Below are 20,925 nucleotides of genomic sequence, written 5' to 3'. Positions count from 1 at the left end.
ATGATCAAATTATTTCTGAAATCGATAGTGTACTTTTTTATGATCCTGGTGGTCTTGGAACTTTTGGTTCGGGTGTTTCATCTTTATCCAGAGGATTCCCCACGTTACATTGATGATTTTGGAGTTGAAAAAAGGGTGCCACATTATAAAGGATACACGGTTACAGGTAATCGAAGACAGAATTTTACAGAATACCGCATCAATAATCAGGGTTTCAATTCGTACCGTGAGTTCACCCCCGGGTATTCTAAAAAGGAACTGGCTTTAATAGGGGACTCTTTCATTCAGGGTTTTCATCAAAACTATTTTAACTCCATTGGGAAAAAAATCGAGGACCGAACTACTGATATTGAAGTTTATGAATATGGGTATGCAGGCTGGGATTTGGCGGATCAGCTTCATTTGGTACATGCCTATCCTGATGATTTTGACAAAATTGACAAGATTGTGATTTATGTCAAATACCCCATGGATTTTCATCGAACCGATTATGAAGCCAATATTTCTCGGATTGCAACCTTGAATTCGACCATTTTCAAAGTCAGGGACAACATCAAGCTGGTATATTATGCCTCTGAAATAGGTTTTCTAGATCCAATCAAAAACATTTTAATTGGTAATCAGGATGCTCAGGAGAAACCCAAACATGAAAAGGCAGACCAAAATGGACAACATGAAAAAGACTCCATTTACATTAGCAACTTCGAAAAGCTGTTGAAAAAATACCCTATAGATAGATCAAAGACCAGCCTATTGCTGGATAAGCGGCATACTTCACAGGCATTTCTCGCCAATTGTACCCAAAAAGGCATCGACGTCATTGATTTTGGAATGTGGTTCGAGAAATCTAATAGGCCTGTAACCCTGATCTACGACAAACATTGGAACAACCACGGAAGAAGCCTAGTGGCCCAAAGCATTGTAGGCCATCTGCAATTAAAATAGTGCTGGATAAAGGTTTGTAGAGTTTCTTAAGGATTTTTCCAGTCATAATGGATAAGTTTTTTAGACATCTTTTTGTATAAGAACCTATCCATACTGAACATTTTGCCTAAAATCCCTTTATCTCTTAAGAACTGTTTAAATTTTAACTTCCCCACCATAAAAAACAATTTAATCAATGCTGACAAAGATCCACTTCTATAAAATATTTGATGCTCATAGAAATACTTCATATTGGACCACTTTCTTTTATAATAAGTTTCGCCCATTAGAAAATCAAAGATCCATATATCCCTCTCCATTAACCATTCCAATCGCTTAAACATAGCTACATCACCCATTGGATATTTACCATATTCAGGGTTAAATATTTGTATGTAACCAAAACATACATCCTCCATGTAAAAATCAAGGGCCATCGCAATGGGCTCCTTCCCATTATAGATGACAAATAGTGAAGCCTCCTTGTTCAAAATCATTGGGTACACAATATCATAGTATTTTTTCCACTCCAATAAGTATCGATTGTATACTTTCTTTACATCAAATCTCTTTTTCATCAAAGTAAAAAACCTATCAAACAAAAATTCATATTGGGTCCGGTTGATCTCTCCAAAGTAAAAAACATAGGAAATTGCATGGCGCGTTTCCAATTGTCTTTTTTTTGCCACCATGCTCCTCATTGCCTTTTTGCTGAAATTGTCCTTAACATAATCCTTAGCATTTTCATAACCGCGAAAATTACAAATGAAACCTTTGTATTGTCTTATTGTTCTTGTTTTCCAGCTTTTTAAATTTTTGTCAATCTTAGTTTCGAGATAATCAGGAATATCGGTCACTATGCAAAAATTGGAGTTTAAGCCAATGGTTTTGGTACTGGGCAAAGCCTGAAATTGAACTTTAGTGATTTTGTTAAAGACCGGGTTCTCATAAAAAAAATGCAGTTTACGTTTCAAAAAAAGGTTAAAAACAAAACCTGTATCATGGGCCATAAGCCATAGTTATTTGGTGGACATGAACCAACAAGGGAATCATCAAATCATGAATCTCGTTGGAGATATATTTTTTCCTTGTAAATGTAGTCCATACCAGTTTAATCTTTAAGGAACTCGCGCCAACTAATCCATATATCCAATAGACACAATGGTCGTTTATACTTTATGGTTTTAGCATGCCTGAAATGAAAGTAACAAACCCTACCTTTGCATGCTTAAATTGTTAGCATGCGCTTACATAGAAACTTGGTATTTGCCGTAATTGATGCCCTAAAAATGATTTTCAATGATGGAGAGTACGCCGATAAGGTCATTGAAAAAGTACTGCGGCATGATAAGCGTTGGGGTGCCCGTGACCGTGCCTTTATCGCCGAGACCACTTACGATATTGTACGCTGGAAACGGTTATACGCTGAAATTGCCGAAGCCCATGAACCCTTTACCCGACCGCACCTATTTCGTTTGTTCGCGGTTTGGTGTGTACTTCGCGGAATTCGAATTCCCGATTGGAAACAGTTGGAAGGCACGCCTGAACGCAGGATAAAAGGGCGATTTGATGAATTATCTAAAATTAGAAAGTTTCGGGAATCCATTCCCGATTGGTTGGACAAATTAGGTGAAAAAGCTCTTGGAAGTAAACTTTGGACCGAGGAAATTGCCGCATTGAATAAACAGGCAGAAGTTATTCTCCGAACCAACACAATCAAAATCCAAAAGACAAAACTGCAAGCTTTACTTGCTGATGAAGGTATTGAAACAACGACTATTCAAGGATATCCAGATGCTCTAAAACTTAAAGAACGAAAAAATGTCTTCACTACACAGGCATTTAAAGATGGACTGTTCGAAGTTCAGGATGCCTCCTCACAACTAGTAGCCCCCTTTTTGGAAGCAAAACCCGGACAAAGGGTGGTGGACGCATGTGCCGGTGCAGGTGGAAAAACATTGCATTTGGCGGCTCAAATGGAGAACAAGGGACAACTTATTGCCATGGACCTCTATGAGAGTAAACTCAAAAAACTCAAAATCAGGGCAAGAAGAAATGGGGTTCACAATGTGGAGACACGGGCAATCGATTCCACCAAAGTCATCAAAAAATTGCACAATAGCGCTGGCCGACTTTTATTAGATGCTCCCTGTTCCGGTTTAGGCGTCTTAAAAAGAAATCCAGACTCTAAATGGAAATTGGAACCGGAATTTGTGGACCGCATCATGCGTGTGCAGCAGGATATCCTACAGAACTACAGTAAAATGCTCAAAACGGGTGGACAAATGGTCTATGCCACATGTTCCATCCTCCCGCAAGAAAACAAGGAACAGGTTCAGCGATTTCTGGAGTCAGAAAATGGTCACAAGTTTGAATTGGTGAAAGACCAGCAGATTTATGCCTCAACAAGCGGATTTGATGGGTTTTACATGGCACTACTGGCTAAATCCAAATAATTATTTGATTTGTGTAACTTTGTGGTATGCATAAAAAGGTCTCCATCGAGGAGTTTTATGAATCTACACAACACTATGTGCCTGAAAGCATAAAGTCCGGCATCGGACATTTCAACGTGTTCAAACTGGATGAGTTCACTGGCCCAAAGCCCAAGGCTATGCCCTTTAACCGACGTGATTACTTTAAAATTAGTTTGGTGAAGGGAAGGAGTCGTGTGCACTACGCGGACAAAATAGTTCCTGTGGAAAGGCAGGTTTTGGTATTTTCAAATCCACAGATACCGTACAATTGGGAACAGATTGATGAACAGCTGACAGGATATTTCTGTGTTTTTACAGATACTTTTTTTCATCAATTCGGAGATTTGAACCAGTACCCAGTTTTTCAACCCAATGGCAACCCAGTTTTTCAGCTAAGTGATGAGCAACTGGAATTGGTATCTCCCATTTTTAACCGAATGCTATCCGAAATAGATTCCGAGTATGCCTTTAAATATGATCTGCTGCGCAATATGGTGTTTGAATTGATTCATACCGGGCTTAAAATGCAACCGGCCAGTGAATTGAAAAATGGCAACTCCAATGCATCGGAACGCATTTCGGGTTTGTTCATGGAATTATTGGAGCGTCAATTTCCCATTGAAAGTCCCATGCAACGGGTTCGGCTGCGCACCGCATCCGACTTTGCCCATCAATTGAGTGTGCACGTAAATCATCTAAACCGTGCTTTAAAGGAGACCTTGCAAAAAAATACTTCAGTGCTGATTACGGAGCGTATTGTACAGGAAGCCAAAATACTGTTGCGTCATACCAACTGGAACGTGTCGGAAATAGCAAATTCGCTTCGGTTCGAGGAAACCGCACATTTCTCCAATTTCTTCAAAAAACACGTTGGCCACTCCCCTGCCATCTTCCGAAAATTGGAAATTGTTTGATTTTTACACCTCTTTGATTCTTCCATGCAAACTATTTGACCAAACGAAAGGGAACTTTGTGGTGTTCATAATTTAAATACAAAAACACCATGAGTACAAAAAAGATAGCACTGGTTACCGGAGGTAGCCGCGGATTGGGAAAAGATATGGCAATCAACTTGGCAAAAAAGGGATTGGATGTGGTCATCACCTACAATTCCAACAAAAAAGCTGCTTCCGATACCATCGCCTCCATTGAGGAGGTTGGTGGTAATGGAGTCGCCATCCAGTTGGATGCCAGAAACATTAAGTCTTTTGCCGATTTCAAGAAGGAATTGAGCGAACAGTTGAAGGCTGATTTCAACACCTCAAACATCGATTATTTGATCAACAATGCAGGTTTTGGTCATGAAGGTTCCGTGGCCGATACGACTGAAGAAGCTTTTGATGAATTATTGAACATCCATTTTAAAGGGGTTTATTTCTTGACGCAGACGTTGTTGGACACACTTAATGACGGGGGTGGAATCGTCAACATTTCCAGCGGACTGTCCCGTTTTTCTTTACCAGGATATTCGGCCTACGCCAGTATGAAAGGGGCCATTGAGGTATACACCCGCTACTTGGCAAAAGAATTGGGTGGGCGGAAAATAAAGGCCAATACGGTAGCTCCAGGGGCAATCAATACCGATTTCAACAAAGAACGCTTTGAGCAAGCACCCCAGGTTGTGGATATTATCGCATCCATGACCGCATTGGGCCGGGTTGGTGAGAGTGAGGACATCGGTTCCATTGTGGCTTTCCTTTGCACGGACGATGCTGCTTGGGTAAACGGTCAGCGCATTGAGGCGTCTGGCGGAATGTTCATTTAAAATTTTACCTTTCGAAAAATATAAAAGCCCCAATTCATGGGGCTTTTAATTTGTCTAAGAACGTTATTCTATTCTTTTAAGGTTGGATATTCAACTCCCAATTGCTCCAAATAGGAATCGTATTTGGTTTCATCATAATAGAATTTTTCCAATTCATCCCTGAATTGGTCTTGTTTGTCTTTGTTCAAGTAGGTGGGCGGCATATCCTCCGCGGAAATCATCGGTTCGTACTTCTGTTCCTTCCTTTGTTCGTTGTTGAAATAGTCCCAAGCCTGGGTCACCAATTCTGGTTTCAACAGAAAATCCAAAATGGTCATGGCCTCTGCCTTGGCCCCTGCAGTGACTCCTTTGTGGGCAATGGGAGTTGCCATCGCTATGGCATTGCTCCAATGATGCCCCTGTAGCCCTGGAATATTGGACGGAAAGCGCATGGTTACCGTGGGCACTTTCCATGAAACATCCCCGATATCATCAGAACCCCCACTTTTGGGCTCTTTCACAGGTAGACCTAGTTCTCTAGGCTCGGTCGCCAAACCAGTAGTGTCTTTGGAATCAACTTCTTTCTGAACCGCCTTGGCAAGCATTTGGTCCGCCTCCGTCCATTCAGGAAGTCCCACTTGTTTGATGTTTTCATACATCGTTTCGGCGATCACCTTGTTGAAATGTCTAGGCCATGCCGCACCCAATACTTTGGAATTCATGGTGGTTCCGGTCATCAAAGCAGCGCCTTTGGCCATATCGTTGGCCATCGCATACATATCCATGATGCCTTGGTACTCCACATCCCTAAAATAGAACCAAATACTGGCCTTGGAGGGAACCACATTGGGCTGGTCACCGGCATCGGTGAAAATGGAGTGGGACCTTTTGAGTGGGTGTAAATGCTCTCGTTTGTAGTTCCAAGCGATGTTCATCAATTCGGCGGCATCCAAAGCACTGCGTCCACGCCATGGTGCTCCAGCGGAGTGTGCGGCTTCTCCTTCAAAGGAATATTCCACTGAAATGAGTCCGGTACCCCATGCCTGACCCCAAGAAACACCCAAATTGCTGCTTACGTGGGTGAAAATGCACATATCGATATCGTCAAACAGACCATCTCGCACGTACCATGCTTTGGCGGCAACAAGTTCCTCGGCTATGCCGGGCCACAATATCAAAGTACCGGGGATATTTTCCCGTTCCATAATTTGTTTTACCGACAATGCAGAAGTAATGTTCAAGGGAATGCCCGAGTTATGGCCCTCACCATGACCAGGTGCTCCATCGACCATGGGTTTATGGTAGGCTATTCCCGGATACTGCGATGCTTTGGGAATACAGTCCACATCGCTGCCCAAGGCAATTACTGGACCTTCTCCGTTGCTCCATGTGGCGAACCAAGACGTTGGTATATTACTTACGGAATGCTCAATTTCAAAACCGTTTTCCTTTAAAATACCTGATAGGTATTTTGAGCTTTCCACCTCTTGAAAGCCCAATTCAGCAAAGCTGAAAATTTTGTCCACCATCACTTGGCTTTGTTTGTGGTTGGCCTCCACGATTTGGGCCACTTCGTTTTTCAGTTTTTCAATTTGTTTCTTGGAGTATTTTTTTTGGGCGGTGATAGTAGCCATTACTGAAAGCATGAACATCACCATTAACAGGGCTTTTGTATTTTTCATATGGTAGAGTTTTGAATTAGCATTTGTGATTTTGTTCTTAGGAATGAAGTGATAAGTTAACAAAACGTTGAATAACTATATGTTTCAGACACAAAAAAATCAAGGAATAGTTTAAATTTGCACTTTCTTAATCCGTTCAACGCGACTACGCTATGATTCATTTTTTTGGGGACAAGGCGAACAAAGTATTTGCTGTCCAGACCACTAAAGAAATCTCCCAAGAAGACATAAAAAAATTAACTTGGTTGTTTGGCAACCAACCCCAAATACAAGCGGCGTCTCTGGACGCCTTTTTTGTTGGGCCCCGTGCCGCCATGATTACTCCCTGGAGTACCAATGCCACGGAGATTACCCAGAACATGGGCATTTCAGGAATCATTAGGATTGAGGAGTACCGTGCCGTACCTGAAGACTATACCGATTTCGACCCCATGCTCTCCCAAAAATATGAGGGGCTGAACCAAGGTATATTCACCATCAATATTGTTCCCGAACCCATTTTGGAGATTGATGACATTGCGGCTTACAATCAAAAAGAGGGACTTGCCCTAAGCGATGAAGAAATAGAATATTTGGAAAACCTTTCCAAAAAATTGGGCCGAAAATTGACCGATTCAGAAGTATTTGGATTCAGCCAAGTGAATTCGGAGCACTGCAGACATAAAATTTTTAATGGAACCTTTGTCATCGACGGCAAGGAAATGCCATCTTCGCTCTTTAAACTGATCAAGAAGACGTCAGAAGTCAATCACAATGACATTGTTTCTGCCTACAAAGACAATGTAGCCTTTATTAAAGGTCCAAAAGCGGTACAGTTTGCTCCAAAAAGTGCGGATAAACCGGATTTCTATGAGGAAAAAGAATTTGATTCCGTTATATCACTAAAGGCAGAGACCCATAATTTTCCAACCACGGTAGAGCCTTTTAACGGAGCTGCAACGGGTTCAGGGGGCGAGATTCGGGATCGTTTGGCGGGTGGAAAAGGATCGTTACCATTAGCAGGTACGGCAGTTTATATGACTTCCTATTCTAGATTGGAAGAAAACCGCCCTTGGGAAAAGGGTATGCTAGAACGCGAATGGCTCTACCAAACCCCGATGGATATTTTGATAAAGGCCTCCAACGGAGCCTCAGATTTCGGAAACAAATTTGGACAACCTTTGATAGCTGGTTCCGTACTCACTTTTGAGCACAAGGAAGAGGCAAGACGTATGGGCTTCGATAAAGTGATCATGTTAGCAGGCGGTATTGGCTACGGCAAAAAAGACCAAGCCTTGAAGGATACCCCTAATAAGGGAGACAGAATAGTCATTCTTGGTGGTGACAACTACCGAATTGGAATGGGGGGAGCTGCCGTTTCCAGTGCCGATACTGGGGAATTCAGCTCCGCCATTGAACTGAATGCCGTACAGCGTTCCAATCCAGAGATGCAAAAAAGAGCTTGCAATGCGATTCGTGGGTTGGTGGAAAGCCATGACAATCCCATTGTTTCTATTCACGATCATGGGGCGGGCGGACACCTCAACTGCTTATCCGAATTAGTAGAAGAAACAGGAGGTAATATCAATACGGACAAATTACCCGTTGGAGACCCTACCCTATCCAAAAAAGAACTTATCGGAAACGAATCCCAGGAGCGCATGGGGCTGGTCATTGGTGAAGAGGATATGCAATTGTTGGATCGCGTTGCTGCTCGGGAGCGTTCTCCCATGTACGATGTAGGTACGGTTACTGGCGACCATCGATTTACGTTTGAATCGCATCAAACGGGAGAAAAACCCATGGATTTGGAACTTATGGACATGTTTGGAAGTTCGCCCAAAACAATAATGGAAGATAGCACTTCCCAAATTACATACGCTCCCCTGTCCTATTCCTTGGAACATTTTCATGATTATCTGGAACAAGTGCTGCAACTGGAGGCCGTAGCTTGCAAAGATTGGTTGACCAATAAAGTGGACCGTTGTGTGGGAGGGCATGTTGCCAAGCAACAATGTGCCGGACCTCTTCAGCTACCTTTGAACAATTGCGGGGTGATGGCCTTGGATTTTAAAGGCAAAGAAGGCATTGCAACCAGTATTGGACATTCTCCTATTTCTGGTCTGATAGACCCAGAGGCGGGCAGCCGGAATAGTGTTACAGAGGCGTTGACCAATATTGTTTGGGCTCCATTGAAAGATGGATTAAAATCAGTCTCACTTTCTGCCAATTGGATGTGGCCCTGTCGTAATGAAGGTGAAGATGCCCGCTTGTACAAAGCTGTGGAATCGCTTTCTGACTTTGCGATTGCCCTTGGTATCAACGTGCCGACAGGTAAGGATTCGCTTTCCATGAAGCAGAAATATAAAGATGGTGAGGTGTTGTCTCCTGGGACTGTTATCGTGTCCGCTGCCGCAAATTGCAATGAAATCACCAATGTGGTTGAGCCCGTCCTACAAAAAGATGGAGGGAGCATTTATTATATAAATCTTTCCAGGGACAACTATAAAATGGGTGGTTCTTCTTTTGCGCAAGTTTTAAATGGTATTGGTGACGAAGCACCTTCAGTACTGGATGCAGCGTACGTAAAAACAGTCTTTAACACCTTACAGGGATTAATCAAAAACAATCAAATTTTGGCGGGGCACGATGTGGCCTCTGGTGGATTGATTACCACACTTTTGGAAATGTGTTTTGCAGACAACGATTTGGGCGCCAAGCTTGATTTGTCCGATCTTGGTGAAGCAGATGCCATTAAATTGTTGTTCTCTGAAAATGCAGGTGTGGTTTTCCAAGCGAAAAATGTTTCCGTAGAACAAATACTTAAAGATGCTGATATTGAATTCAATAAAATAGGCGAAGCTGCAACCTCAGACACCTTACTAATCAAAAATAACGGTATTGAAATCGGTTTGAACATTGCATCACTCCGTGACACTTGGTTCAAGACCTCATTCTTACTCGACAGCAAGCAAACTGCCAATAATCTAGCCAAGGACCGATATAAGAATTATAAAAATCAAGCTTTAGTATACATTTTCCCAAAAGACTTTGATGGAACTTTGCCTGCACGGCCAAAATCCAGACCTAAAGCCGCCATTCTCCGGGAAAAAGGGAGCAATTCGGAACGCGAAATGGCCAATGCCATGTATTTGGCCGGTTTTGACGTAAAAGATGTACACATGACCGATCTCATTACTGGCAGGGAAACTTTGGAAGACATCCAATTTGTTGGAGCCGTAGGTGGTTTTTCCAATTCCGATGTTTTGGGGAGCGCCAAGGGTTGGGCCGGTGCCTTCAAATATAATGCAAAGGCAAACAGGGCCCTTAAGGACTTTTTTGCCAGACCCGATACTCTCTCCGTAGGCATCTGTAACGGTTGTCAATTGTTTATGGAACTGGACCTGATTAATCCAGAACATGAAACTCACGGCCGAATGATGTATAATGATTCCCACAAACATGAAAGTGGATTTACTTCATTGAAAATCCAGGAAAACAAGTCGGTAATGTTGTCCAACATGGCGGGTACTACCTTAGGTGTTTGGATTTCCAATGGTGAAGGCAAGTTCAGTCTTCCTCACGGTGAAGATCAATATGACATTGTTGCCAAATACGGTTACGACGGATATCCAGCTAACCCGAATGGGAGTGATTACAACACGGCCATGCTCTGTGATAAAACGGGAAGACACTTGGTCACCATGCCCCATATTGAACGCTCTACCTTTCCATGGAACTGGGCTTATTATCCAAAGGATAGAAACGACAAGGTTTCACCATGGTTACAAGCTTTTGTGAATGCCAGGGAGTGGGTGGAAAAAGTAAACAATGAAAATTAGGAAGGCTCAAAAAGAGGATGTACCCTTTATTGTTCAAATGCTTGCCAATGATAAATTAGGAAGGCTTCGGGAAGCGTACAGCATTCCGTTGCCAAATCAATACCTAAAGGCGTTTGATGCTATTTCCACAAATCCCAACCAAGAACTGGTGGTCATTGAAAATGAGCAAAAACAGGTAATTGGAACGCTTCAACTGAGTTTTATTCAGTACTTGACCTACCAAGGTGGAATTCGGGCACAAATTGAGGCCGTTCGGGTACGCGAAGATTATCGTGCAAAAGGCATCGGGAAAAAGTTGTTTCTATGGGCCTTGGAAAAAGCCAAGCAAAAAGGGGCACACGTGACGCAGTTGACTACGGACAAAAAACGCCCAGATGCCTTGCAGTTTTATAAATCCCTTGGTTTTGTGGATTCGCACGAGGGCATGAAGCTACATTTGTTATAAGAATGTCAAATAATTAGCATCCTTTTTGAATTCCCCATTTTAAAATCCCACTTCCTTTCCCTATTTTGCAATTACCTAATAGAAACTTAGTATGCAAAATGTTACCCGATTATTCGATTTCCCCTATTACCAGTTGGAAAAACTTCCGCTGGAAAAGTCGTTGGTCACCAAATACAACGGCAAATGGGTAGCAACCTCAACCAAAGAATATATTGACAGGGCCAATGCCGTGAGCCGTGCTCTGATGCGAATGGGTGTAAAACCCAACGACAAGATTGCCATTATATCCATGACCAACCGAACAGAATGGAACGTTGTGGATATTGGAGTCCTGCAAATCGGAGCCCAAACCGTTCCTATCTATCCAACGATATCCGAGGATGACTATGAATATGTGCTGAACCATTCTGAAGCGAAATATTGCTTTGTATCCTGTGGTGAGGTTTTAGATAAACTATTGTCCATAAGTTCCAAGCTTAAGCATTTAAAGGACATTTATTCTTTTGATGCACTGGATAACTGCAAATCATGGAACGAAGTGCTGGAAAAAGGAGTGGATAACTCCAACCAAAATGAGGTGGAAAAAGCTAAGGAAGGCGTAAGACCAGAGGACCTCGCAACGCTTATTTATACCTCCGGAACCACGGGAAAACCAAAAGGTGTCATGCTATCACACAAAAATATTGTTTCCAATGTCATAGCAAGTGAAAAAAGAGTTCCCTTTGAAGCAGGAGGTACCGCGTTGAGCTTTTTGCCTGTGTGCCACATTTTTGAGCGGATGATTTTATACCTCTATCAATATTGTGGTATCGAGATTCATTTTGCCGAGGGCCTGGATAAAATCAGTGATAATGTTAAAGAGGTAAAACCCAATGTGATGACTGTAGTACCTCGCCTGCTTGAAAAAGTGTACGATGCGATAATAGCCAAAGGAGCACTGTTGACGGGAGCGAAGAAAAAATTGTTCTTTTGGGCGGTAGAGCTCGGATTGAAATTTGAGCCTTATGGAAAAAATGGGTGGTGGTATGAAAAACAGTTGGGCCTTGCCCGCAAACTCATCTTTAGCAAATGGCAAGAAGGTCTGGGTGGAAATTTGTCCGTAATGGTATCGGGCAGTGCCGCACTTCAGCCTCGATTGGCCCGTGTTTTCGCCGCTGCCGGGATGCCCGTTATGGAAGGCTATGGGCTTACAGAAACTTCTCCCGTCATTTCGGTCAACGATCAGCGTAACCATGGTTGGAAAATAGGTTCTGTAGGGCGAATTATTGACGACGTTGAGGTAAAAATTGCAGACGACGGCGAAATTCTGTGTAAAGGTCCCAATGTGATGATGGGCTACTACAAAGACCCAGAAAAAACAGCAGAAGTTATGACCGATAATTACTTCCACACCGGAGATATTGGGGAAATAGATGCCGATGGTTTCCTAAGGATTACGGATCGTAAGAAAGAAATGTTCAAAACCTCTGGTGGAAAATATGTGGCGCCCCAGTTGTTGGAAAACCGGTTTAAGCAATCCCGTTTCATTGAACAGATCATGGTTGTAGGTGAAGGTGAAAAAATGCCTGCTGCCTTGATACAGCCCAATTTTGAGTTCCTACACGAATGGGCCAAGCGACACAATGTAACCATTGGTGAAAACTCAGACATTATTCTCAATGAAAAAGTAATTGCCAGAATACAGGAAGAAGTGGACAAAGCCAACGAAGATTTTGCCAAATGGGAAAAAGTAAAGCAGTTTAGACTTACGCCCGAAGTATGGAACGTTGATGATGGTCATTTGACCCCAACCATGAAACTTAGACGAAAAATTGTAAAGGAAAAGTATCTTCATTTATATAATGACATTTATGGTCATTAACTAAATCATCTATTGAAAGCTACAGCAATATGCCCGCAACCGTGGGCATATTTTATTTTTCACCTATTTCGATAAATTTATTATGCATGCATAATAAATTTTCCTATATTTGATGTCCTCAACCTAGGTTCATGAAAGAATTGACCATAGACTATGCACTGCGGGCCACATGGCAAGCTGTAATCAAGATGTATAATGAAGAAGCCAAGAATTATGGTTTAACCATGGCCATTGGCTTCACCCTTTTGAGCATCGACCCAAAAAAGGGAACTCCAAGCACCGCCTTGGGGCCGAAAATGGGCATGGAAGCGACAAGTCTTTCCCGAATTTTGAAGAGTATTGAAGAAAAAGGATACATCCAAAGAAAACCCAACCCGAAAGATGGTCGGGGTGTCTTAATTCATTTAACCGCCCTGGGGCTGGAAAAACGAAAAGATTCCAAAGATGTGGTATTACGCTTCAATGACGTGGTCAAGGAGCATGTTTCTGAAGAAGATTTGGTAGGTTTTTTCAATACTACAGATATTATAAACAAGCTTATCGCAGATAAGAAAATTTATATCAAAACAACTAGTTAATATATTACATAGATGAAAAGGCATATTAATAAAGTTGCCGTAATCGGTTCGGGTATCATGGGAAGCGGTATAGCATGCCACTTTGCCAATATCGGTGTCGAGGTTTTATTATTGGACATAATCCCAAGGGAACTCAATGAAAAGGAAAAGGCCAAAGGACTCACCTTGGAAAATAAAGTTGTTCGAAATCGGTTGGTCAACGATTCGCTTGCGGCAGCCTTAAAATCCAAACCCTCTCCCATTTATCATAAAAAGTTTGCGAACCGAATCACCACAGGAAACCTGGAAGACGACATTAAAAAGATTTCAGGGGTAGATTGGATTATTGAGGTGGTGGTCGAACGTTTGGACATCAAAAAACAAGTGTTCGAAAATCTGGAAAAACACCGTACTCCGGGTACTTTAATCACTTCGAATACTTCGGGTATTCCTATCAAATTCATGAGTGAGGGAAGAAGTGAGGATTTCCAAAAGCACTTTTGTGGAACCCATTTCTTTAATCCGGCCAGATATTTAAAACTTTTTGAAATCATTCCGGGACCAAAAACCTCTCAGGATGTTCTTGATTTTCTAAACGGCTATGGAGAAAAATTCTTGGGCAAGACTTCCGTAGTGGCCAAGGATACTCCGGCTTTTATTGGTAATAGAATCGGTATTTTTAGCATCCAAAGCCTTTTTCATGCCGTCAAAGATTTAGGGATGACCGTTGAAGAGGTGGACAAACTTACCGGACCCGTAATCGGAAGGCCCAAGTCCGCTACGTTCCGCACTGTGGACGTTGTCGGTCTGGATACTTTGGTGCATGTCGCCAACGGCATCTATGAAAACTGTAAGGACGATGAACGCCACGAACTTTTTGAACTGCCCGGTTTCATCAAGACCATGGTGGATAACAAATGGTTAGGGAGTAAAACAGGACAAGGGTTTTATAAAAAAGTAAAGGGGGATAACGGCAAGAGTGAAATCTTGACTTTAGATTTGGACACGATGGATTATCGTTCCAAAAAAAGCGCAAAGTTTCCAACGCTGGAATTGACAAAGAGCATTGATAAGGTAATTGATCGTTTTTCTGTTTTGGTCAATGGAAAAGACAAAGCAGGTGAGTTTTACAGAAAGAGTTTTGGTGCCCTGTTTGCCTATGTTACGCATCGTATTCCTGAAATCACAAACGAACTTTACAAGATTGACGATGCCATGAAAGCTGGTTTCGGTTGGGAACACGGACCATTCCAAATTTGGGATGCCGTAGGATTTGAAAAGGGTCTAGAACTCATAGAAACCGAAGGCCTCGAAGTCGCTTCATGGGTCAATGACATGAAAGCTGCCGGCATGGAATCTTTTTATTCCGTACTGGATGGAGCTACCTATTTTTATGATATTCCAAAAAAGGCCATGGAAAAGGTTCCCGGTCAAGATGCTTTCATCATTTTGGACAACATTCGTAAATCAAACGAAGTATTCAAAAATAGTGGTGTGGTCATCGAGGATTTGGGTGATGGCATTCTCAACTGTGAGTTCCAATCCAAAATGAATACCATTGGAGGTGATGTACTGGCAGGACTCAATAAAGCGGTCGACTTAGCCGAAAAGGATTTTCAAGGTCTTGTTATAGGAAACCAGGCGGCCAATTTTTCTGTGGGAGCCAACATAGGCATGATTTTTATGATGGCTGTTGAGCAGGAATATGACGAACTGAACATGGCCATAAAATACTTCCAAGACACCATGATGCGGATGCGATATTCATCCATCCCCACCATTTCCGCACCCCACGGGATGTGCCTGGGAGGCGGATGCGAGCTTTCCATGCATGCGGATAAAGTCGTGGCTGCAGCAGAAACCTATATTGGATTGGTGGAATTTGGAGTTGGAGTTATTCCCGGAGGCGGAGGTTCCAAAGAAATGGCCTTAAGAGCCTCGGACACCTTTAGAAAAAATGACGTGGAATTGAACGTTCTCCAAGAATACTTTTTGACCATCGGAATGGCTAAAGTATCCACTTCGGCTTACGAAGCATACGATTTGGGAATTCTACAAAAAGGAAAGGATGTAGTTGTGGTGAACAAAGACCGCCAAATTGCAACAGCAAAAGCTTACGCCAAAATTTTGGCGGAGTCGGGCTACACCAAGCCTCCTAAACGTAAGGATGTAAAAGTACTTGGAAAACAGGCATTAGGTATGTTTTTAGTAGGAACGGATTCCATGGAAGCAGGACATTATATCTCTGAACACGATAAAAAGATTGCTGATAAATTGGCCTATGTGATGGCCGGTGGAGATTTATCAGAAGCCAGTTATGTCACTGAACAATACCTTTTAGATTTGGAACGTGAAGCATTTTTATCACTTTGTACTGAAAGAAAAACCCTGGAACGTATCCAACACATGTTGAAAACAGGAAAACCATTGAGAAATTAGAAACAAGAATCAAGATACCAAGTCCTTACTCCTGGTTCTTGAATCTAAAAATCAAAAAAAAATGAAAACAGCTTATATAGTAAAAGCATATAGAACTGCGGTAGGAAAAGCCCCCAGAGGACTGTTCAGGTTTAAAAGACCGGATGAATTGGCCGCAGAGACGATTGAACACATGATGAAAGAGCTTCCCCAGTTGGATAAAAAACGTATTGATGACGTTATTGTGGGAAATGCGATGCCGGAAGCCGAGCAAGGGTTAAATATGGCCCGGTTGATCTCACTAATGGGATTGAATATTGAGGACGTTCCTGGGGTTACCGTTAACCGATATTGTGCCTCAGGATTGGAAACCATTGGTATCGCAACAGCCAAAATCCAATCAGGTATGGCCGATTGCATCATTGCAGGTGGCTCTGAGAGCATGAGCTATATTCCCATGGGAGGTTACAAACCCACACCCGATTATGCAACCGCAAAAGAGGGCCATGAGGACTATTATTGGGGAATGGGACTTACTGCAGAAGCCGTTGCCAAACAGTTCAATGTATCCAGGGAAGACCAAGATGTGTTTGCGTACAATTCACACATGAAAGCGCTTAAAGCACAAGAGGAAAATCGTTTTCAAGACCAGATTGTACCCATAGAAGTAGAACATACTTTCGTTAATAATGCGGGCAAAAAGGAAACAACTACATATACGGTCAATAAGGATGAAGGTCCTAGAAAAGGAACAAACATTCCAACTTTGAACAAATTAAGACCCGTATTTGCAGCTGACGGGAGTGTTACTGCAGGAAACTCTTCTCAAATGAGTGATGGTGCCGCTTTCGTATTGGTCATGAGTGAGGAAATGGTAAAAGAACTCAATTTGGAGCCCATTGCGCGGCTTGTCAACTATGCTGCTGCTGGTGTAGAACCTAGAATCATGGGTATCGGTCCAGTAAAAGCTATTCCAAAAGCTTTAAAACAAGCGGGGATGAAACAAGATGACATTGAACTCATCGAATTGAATGAAGCCTTTGCGTCACAGTCGTTGGCAGTAATTCGTGAACTCAACTTGAACCAGGAAATTGTCAATGTCAATGGTGGAGCCATAGCCTTGGGCCATCCGCTCGGGTGTACTGGAGCCAAACTATCTGTCCAGCTTTTTGATGAAATGCGTAAGCGAGATATGAAGGGCAAATATGGAATGGTTACCATGTGTGTCGGAACCGGGCAAGGAGCCGCAGGTATCTACGAATTTTTAAACTAGTAAGAAAATAAACATATAGCTATGAGTGCTGAAACCCTAAACAAAGAAATTTTAAGAGGTGGTCAGTTTCTGGTGAAAGAAACTGATTGTGAGGATGTTTTTACCCTCGAAGACTTGACCGAAGAACAAAAAATGATGCGTGAAAGTACCAAGGAATTTGTTGATCGTGAACTTTGGGCGCACTGGGAACGGTTCGAGAAAAAGGATTATGCCTACACCGAAGCGTGTATGAGAAAGGCTGGAGAGCTTGGCCTACTTAGTGTAGCGGTTCCCGAAGCTTATGGTGGAATGGGCATGGGCTTCGTTTCTACGATGCTGGTCTGTGATTATATATCGGGAGCCACGGGTTCTTTTAGTACTGCATTTGGGGCACATACCGGAATCGGCACTCTGCCCATCACCTTATATGGAACGGAGGAGCAGAAACAAAAATATGTCCCTAAACTGGCCACAGGAGAGTGGTTTGGTGCTTATTGCTTGACCGAACCGGGAGCTGGTTCCGACGCCAATTCTGGAAAGACCAAGGCCGTGCTTTCCAAAGATGGTAAACACTACAGCATCACGGGACAAAAAATGTGGATTTCCAATGCAGGATTCTGTAACCTCTTCATTGTTTTTGCCCGGATTGAAGATGACAAGAACATCACTGGGTTTATCGTGGAGAACGACCCCTCCAATGGAATAACACTGGGGGACGAAGAGAAAAAATTGGGCATCCACTCCTCCTCTACCCGTCAGGTTTTCTTTAATGAAACCCAAGTTCCGGTGGAAAACATGTTGTCTGAAAGAGGAAATGGCTTTAAAATAGCCATGAATGCACTCAATGTAGGTCGAATCAAGTTGGCAGCAGCTTGTTTGGAGGCGCAGAGGCGCGTAATCAATGAAGCTGCCAAATATGCCAATGAACGGGTCCAGTTTAAGACACCTATCATAAACTTTGGTGCCATTAAGGCGAAAATTGCAGACATGGCCACTAATGCCTATGTGGATGAATCAGCATGTTACCGGGCCGCCAAGGACATCGAGGATAGGATTGCCATTCGTGAAGCTGATGGAAATTCTCATCAAGAGGCTGAATTAAAGGGTGTGGAAGAATATGCCATAGAATGCTCCATTTTAAAAGTGGCTGTCTCCGAGCATGTTCAGCACACTACTGATGAGGGAATTCAAATTTTTGGTGGAATGGGCTTTAGTGCTGATACCCCAATGGAATCGGCTTGGCGGGATGCCAGAATCGCCAGAATCTATGAGGGAACCAACGAAATAAATAGAATGCTGGCCGTAGGCATGTTGGTAAAGAAAGCCATGAAAGGACATGTGGACCTCTTGGGACCTGCTACTGCAGTTGGGGAAGAATTAATGGGAATCCCTTCATTTGAAACACCTGATTTCTCTGAATTATTTTCAGAAGAAAAAGACATGGTGGCCCGATTAAAAAAAGTATTCCTTATGGTTGCCGGTAGCGCCGTTCAAAAGTTTGGTCCAGATTTGGAGAAACACCAAATGCTATTGATGTCGGCAGCGGATATACTGATTCAAATCTATTTGGCTGAATCTGCCATTCTCCGTACCGAAAAAAATGCCAAACGTTTCGGAGAAAATCCTCAAGCAACGCAAATTGCTATGGCCAAACTATATCTTTATAGAGCAGTGGACATCGTTCGCCAACAAGGAAAAGAAGCTATTGTTTCTTTTGCCGAAGGCGATGAACAACGTATGATGCTCATGGGATTGAAACGCTTTACCAAGTACACAAATCAACCGAATGTGGTAGAACTGCGTACACAAATAGCGAACAAAGTAGCCGCTGATAATGGATACGTTTTTGATTAATTCAAATAATGCTGAAGCGATGCTGAAGTAGAAAAGCCGCCCTAAAGGGCGGCTTTTACTTTTCTAGTGTTAGCCAATAGATTCCAAAATCCGTTCTTCGCTCATCTTCTTGGAGAAATTGATGGCACATTCTATCAAGGCCAAATGGGAGTACGCCTGCGGAAAATTGCCCAATAGCCGTTTGGTCTTAAAATCAATATCCTCACTAAAGAGTCCCAAATGGTTGCTATAGCCCAGTAACCGTTCAAAAAGCTTCAAAGCCTTTTCTTCCTCCCCAATTTTAAATAGGCTATTAATGAACCAGAAGGTGCATATGGTAAAAGAGGATGAAGGCAACCCAAAATCATCCTCATTTTTATATCGATAAAGCAGTCCATCGTTACTTAAGTTTTCCTCTATGGCCCTAACCGTGCTGACGTACTTCGGGTCTTTGGCATGGATAAAACCATAGGGTTCCATCAAGAGCACGGAAGCATCCAAATGTTTGGACCCATAGGATTGTACAAAGGCATTTATGTCCTTATTCCACGCATTTTGATGTATATCTCTTTTTATTTCTTGCTCCAGAACGGACCATTTCTCTATTTTTCGATGCTTACCGAACATTTTGGCGACTTTAATGGCCCTATCCAATGCCACCCAGCACAAAACCTTTGAAAATGTAAAGTGCCGGTCTTCCCCCCTAAACTCCCATATACCCTTGTCCGGTTCTTTCCAGTGCTTGGCAACAATCCAAACAATTCCCTTGGTGATGCTCCAAAGCTCTTCCACATTTTCAATGTCGTTGCTAAACTTCATCAATTGTTCATAAATGACATCCATTAAAATGCCATAAATATCATTTTGTCGTTGCTTGTAGGCGGCATTGCCCACGCGAACTGGTTTTGAGCCCTGGTAACCCTCCAGATGGTCCAGTGTTCGTTCCGTAAGGGTCTTTTCCTTATTGATGCCGTACATAATTTGAAGCTTTTCATCCTTATCCGGCATCAAATCAATAATAAATTGCAGATATCTTTTCGCGGAGTTTTTATGGCCCAGTTCTGAAACCACTTTAATCACCATGGAAGCGTCTCGAATCCAACAAAACCGATAGTCCCAATTCCGGACTTCGCCAATGGTTTCTGGCAAAGACGTAGTGGCAGCGGCCAATACAGCTCCAGTTTTATCGTAGGTCAATAACTTAAGTGTAATCCCACTTCGTACAATTTCATCATTAAATTGTTTGTATGTGGGTCCTTTGGCTACCCAATCCAACCAATACACCTTGGTTCTTTCAAGTTCAAGGGCCATTCGGTCAACACTGGGTTTCAAAATCTTCTCATTGTAGCACACAAGAAAAAAACCATCCTCTTTCAACATAATTTCCCCTCCGTCCATCACGGTATTCTTGTTGAAAGACGTATACAGAAACAAGGTGTCGAACTTTTGCTTGTGGGTCAAGCTTACTACATAATTTGCTTTTACATGATGGGTAGTAAGTCCCATTCCGTATTCCAGTCGAGGGTCATAATACACAGAAAACCTAGGTTCGCCCGAAACATACTTTATATAGCGCACAACTTCAGGAGGAGCATTGTATTTGCCATTGGGTTTATGATGACGCGGCATAAAATCGTGAATCTCAAAAATATTGTCGCCATCAGAATATCGGGTAACCAGAATGGCCGTATTTCTGTGATATTCTTGATTTATTTTGTATTCGGGCCCAGTTTTTATCTCAAAACTGCCACCTTTTTTTTCGTCCAACAGTTTTGCAAAAACGGAAGGTGAATCAAATTCGGGAAGGCAGCACCAATCCAATGAACCAGTTTTTGAAATAAGGGCTGCACTTCTGCAATTGCCAATAATACCGTAATCCAAGTTATCCATGGGCTAAATATCCGTAAAACG

Annotated in this window: 14 protein-coding genes; 11 read left to right on the top strand and 3 right to left on the bottom strand. The window is 42.6% G+C overall.

From position 1 onward, the window contains the following. Positions 1-945, top strand: coding sequence for a hypothetical protein (locus GTQ34_RS01550; protein WP_166521998.1), 945 nt, complete (start codon positions 1-3; stop codon positions 943-945). Between the two features lie 26 nt (positions 946-971). On the opposite strand, the gene GTQ34_RS01545 is transcribed toward GTQ34_RS01550, so the two are convergent. Then, on the bottom strand, positions 972-1,934 hold the full coding sequence (locus GTQ34_RS01545) for a GNAT family N-acetyltransferase (RefSeq protein WP_166521997.1): 963 nt from the start codon (positions 1,932-1,934) through the stop codon (positions 972-974). A gap of 231 nt (positions 1,935-2,165) precedes the next feature. On the opposite strand from GTQ34_RS01545, the gene GTQ34_RS01540 reads away from it, so the two are divergent. The 3 genes from GTQ34_RS01540 (at position 2,166) to GTQ34_RS01530 (ending at position 5,166) form a co-directional block, all read left to right on the top strand. After that, positions 2,166-3,380 (top strand): RsmB/NOP family class I SAM-dependent RNA methyltransferase, encoded by a 1,215-nt coding sequence (locus tag GTQ34_RS01540; protein WP_166521996.1) that lies wholly within the window; start codon positions 2,166-2,168, stop codon positions 3,378-3,380. Between the two features lie 26 nt (positions 3,381-3,406). Then, positions 3,407-4,315 (top strand): helix-turn-helix domain-containing protein, encoded by a 909-nt coding sequence (locus GTQ34_RS01535; protein ID WP_166521995.1) that lies wholly within the window; start codon positions 3,407-3,409, stop codon positions 4,313-4,315. Between the two features lie 89 nt (positions 4,316-4,404). Continuing rightward, on the top strand, positions 4,405-5,166 hold the full coding sequence (locus GTQ34_RS01530) for an SDR family NAD(P)-dependent oxidoreductase (RefSeq protein WP_166521994.1): 762 nt from the start codon (positions 4,405-4,407) through the stop codon (positions 5,164-5,166). Between the two features lie 68 nt (positions 5,167-5,234). Here the strand turns inward: GTQ34_RS01530 and GTQ34_RS01525 are convergent, their stop codons facing one another. Then, entirely contained in the window at positions 5,235-6,827 is a 1,593-nt protein-coding gene (locus tag GTQ34_RS01525) for an amidohydrolase (RefSeq protein WP_166521993.1), read from the bottom strand. A 152-nt stretch (positions 6,828-6,979) separates the two neighbouring features. Between GTQ34_RS01525 and purL the strand changes: the two genes are divergently transcribed. The 7 genes from purL (at position 6,980) to GTQ34_RS01490 (ending at position 19,035) form a co-directional block, all read left to right on the top strand. Then, entirely contained in the window at positions 6,980-10,648 is a 3,669-nt protein-coding gene (purL, locus tag GTQ34_RS01520) for a phosphoribosylformylglycinamidine synthase (protein ID WP_166521992.1), read from the top strand. Further along, positions 10,638-11,093 carry a GNAT family N-acetyltransferase gene (locus tag GTQ34_RS01515; RefSeq protein ID WP_166521991.1) on the top strand — a complete coding sequence of 152 codons (456 nt, stop codon included), beginning with the start codon at positions 10,638-10,640 and terminating at the stop codon, positions 11,091-11,093. The genes purL and GTQ34_RS01515 overlap by 11 nt, the downstream gene beginning before the upstream one ends. Before the next feature lie 91 nt (positions 11,094-11,184). Then, positions 11,185-12,954 carry an AMP-dependent synthetase/ligase gene (locus GTQ34_RS01510; protein WP_166521990.1) on the top strand — a complete coding sequence of 590 codons (1,770 nt, stop codon included), beginning with the start codon at positions 11,185-11,187 and terminating at the stop codon, positions 12,952-12,954. 131 nt (positions 12,955-13,085) lie between these two features. After that, the gene (locus tag GTQ34_RS01505) at positions 13,086-13,532 is read left to right on the top strand and encodes a MarR family winged helix-turn-helix transcriptional regulator (RefSeq protein WP_166521989.1); all 447 of its coding nucleotides are present in this window, start codon (positions 13,086-13,088) and stop codon (positions 13,530-13,532) included. 12 nt (positions 13,533-13,544) lie between these two features. Next, positions 13,545-15,950, top strand: a complete 2,406-nt coding sequence (locus GTQ34_RS01500) for a 3-hydroxyacyl-CoA dehydrogenase/enoyl-CoA hydratase family protein (RefSeq protein WP_166521988.1) — start codon at positions 13,545-13,547, stop codon at positions 15,948-15,950. Positions 15,951-16,011: 61 nt separating this feature from the next. Next, positions 16,012-17,202: an acetyl-CoA C-acyltransferase gene (locus GTQ34_RS01495; protein WP_166521987.1), complete on the top strand. Its 1,191-nt coding sequence runs from the start codon at positions 16,012-16,014 to the stop codon at positions 17,200-17,202. Between the two features lie 21 nt (positions 17,203-17,223). After that, the gene (locus GTQ34_RS01490; protein ID WP_166521986.1) at positions 17,224-19,035 is read left to right on the top strand and encodes an acyl-CoA dehydrogenase family protein; all 1,812 of its coding nucleotides are present in this window, start codon (positions 17,224-17,226) and stop codon (positions 19,033-19,035) included. Positions 19,036-19,104: 69 nt separating this feature from the next. On the opposite strand, the gene GTQ34_RS01485 is transcribed toward GTQ34_RS01490, so the two are convergent. After that, positions 19,105-20,904 (bottom strand): glycoside hydrolase family 15 protein, encoded by a 1,800-nt coding sequence (locus GTQ34_RS01485; protein ID WP_166521985.1) that lies wholly within the window; start codon positions 20,902-20,904, stop codon positions 19,105-19,107. Positions 20,905-20,925: the final 21 nt, after the last annotated feature.

The organism is Flagellimonas ochracea, from assembly GCF_009903685.1.
GTDB classification, from domain to species: Bacteria; Bacteroidota; Bacteroidia; order Flavobacteriales; family Flavobacteriaceae; genus Flagellimonas; species Flagellimonas ochracea.
Note: the sequence above shows the minus strand (reverse complement) of the source record. Positions and strands in the feature narration are given on the sequence as shown.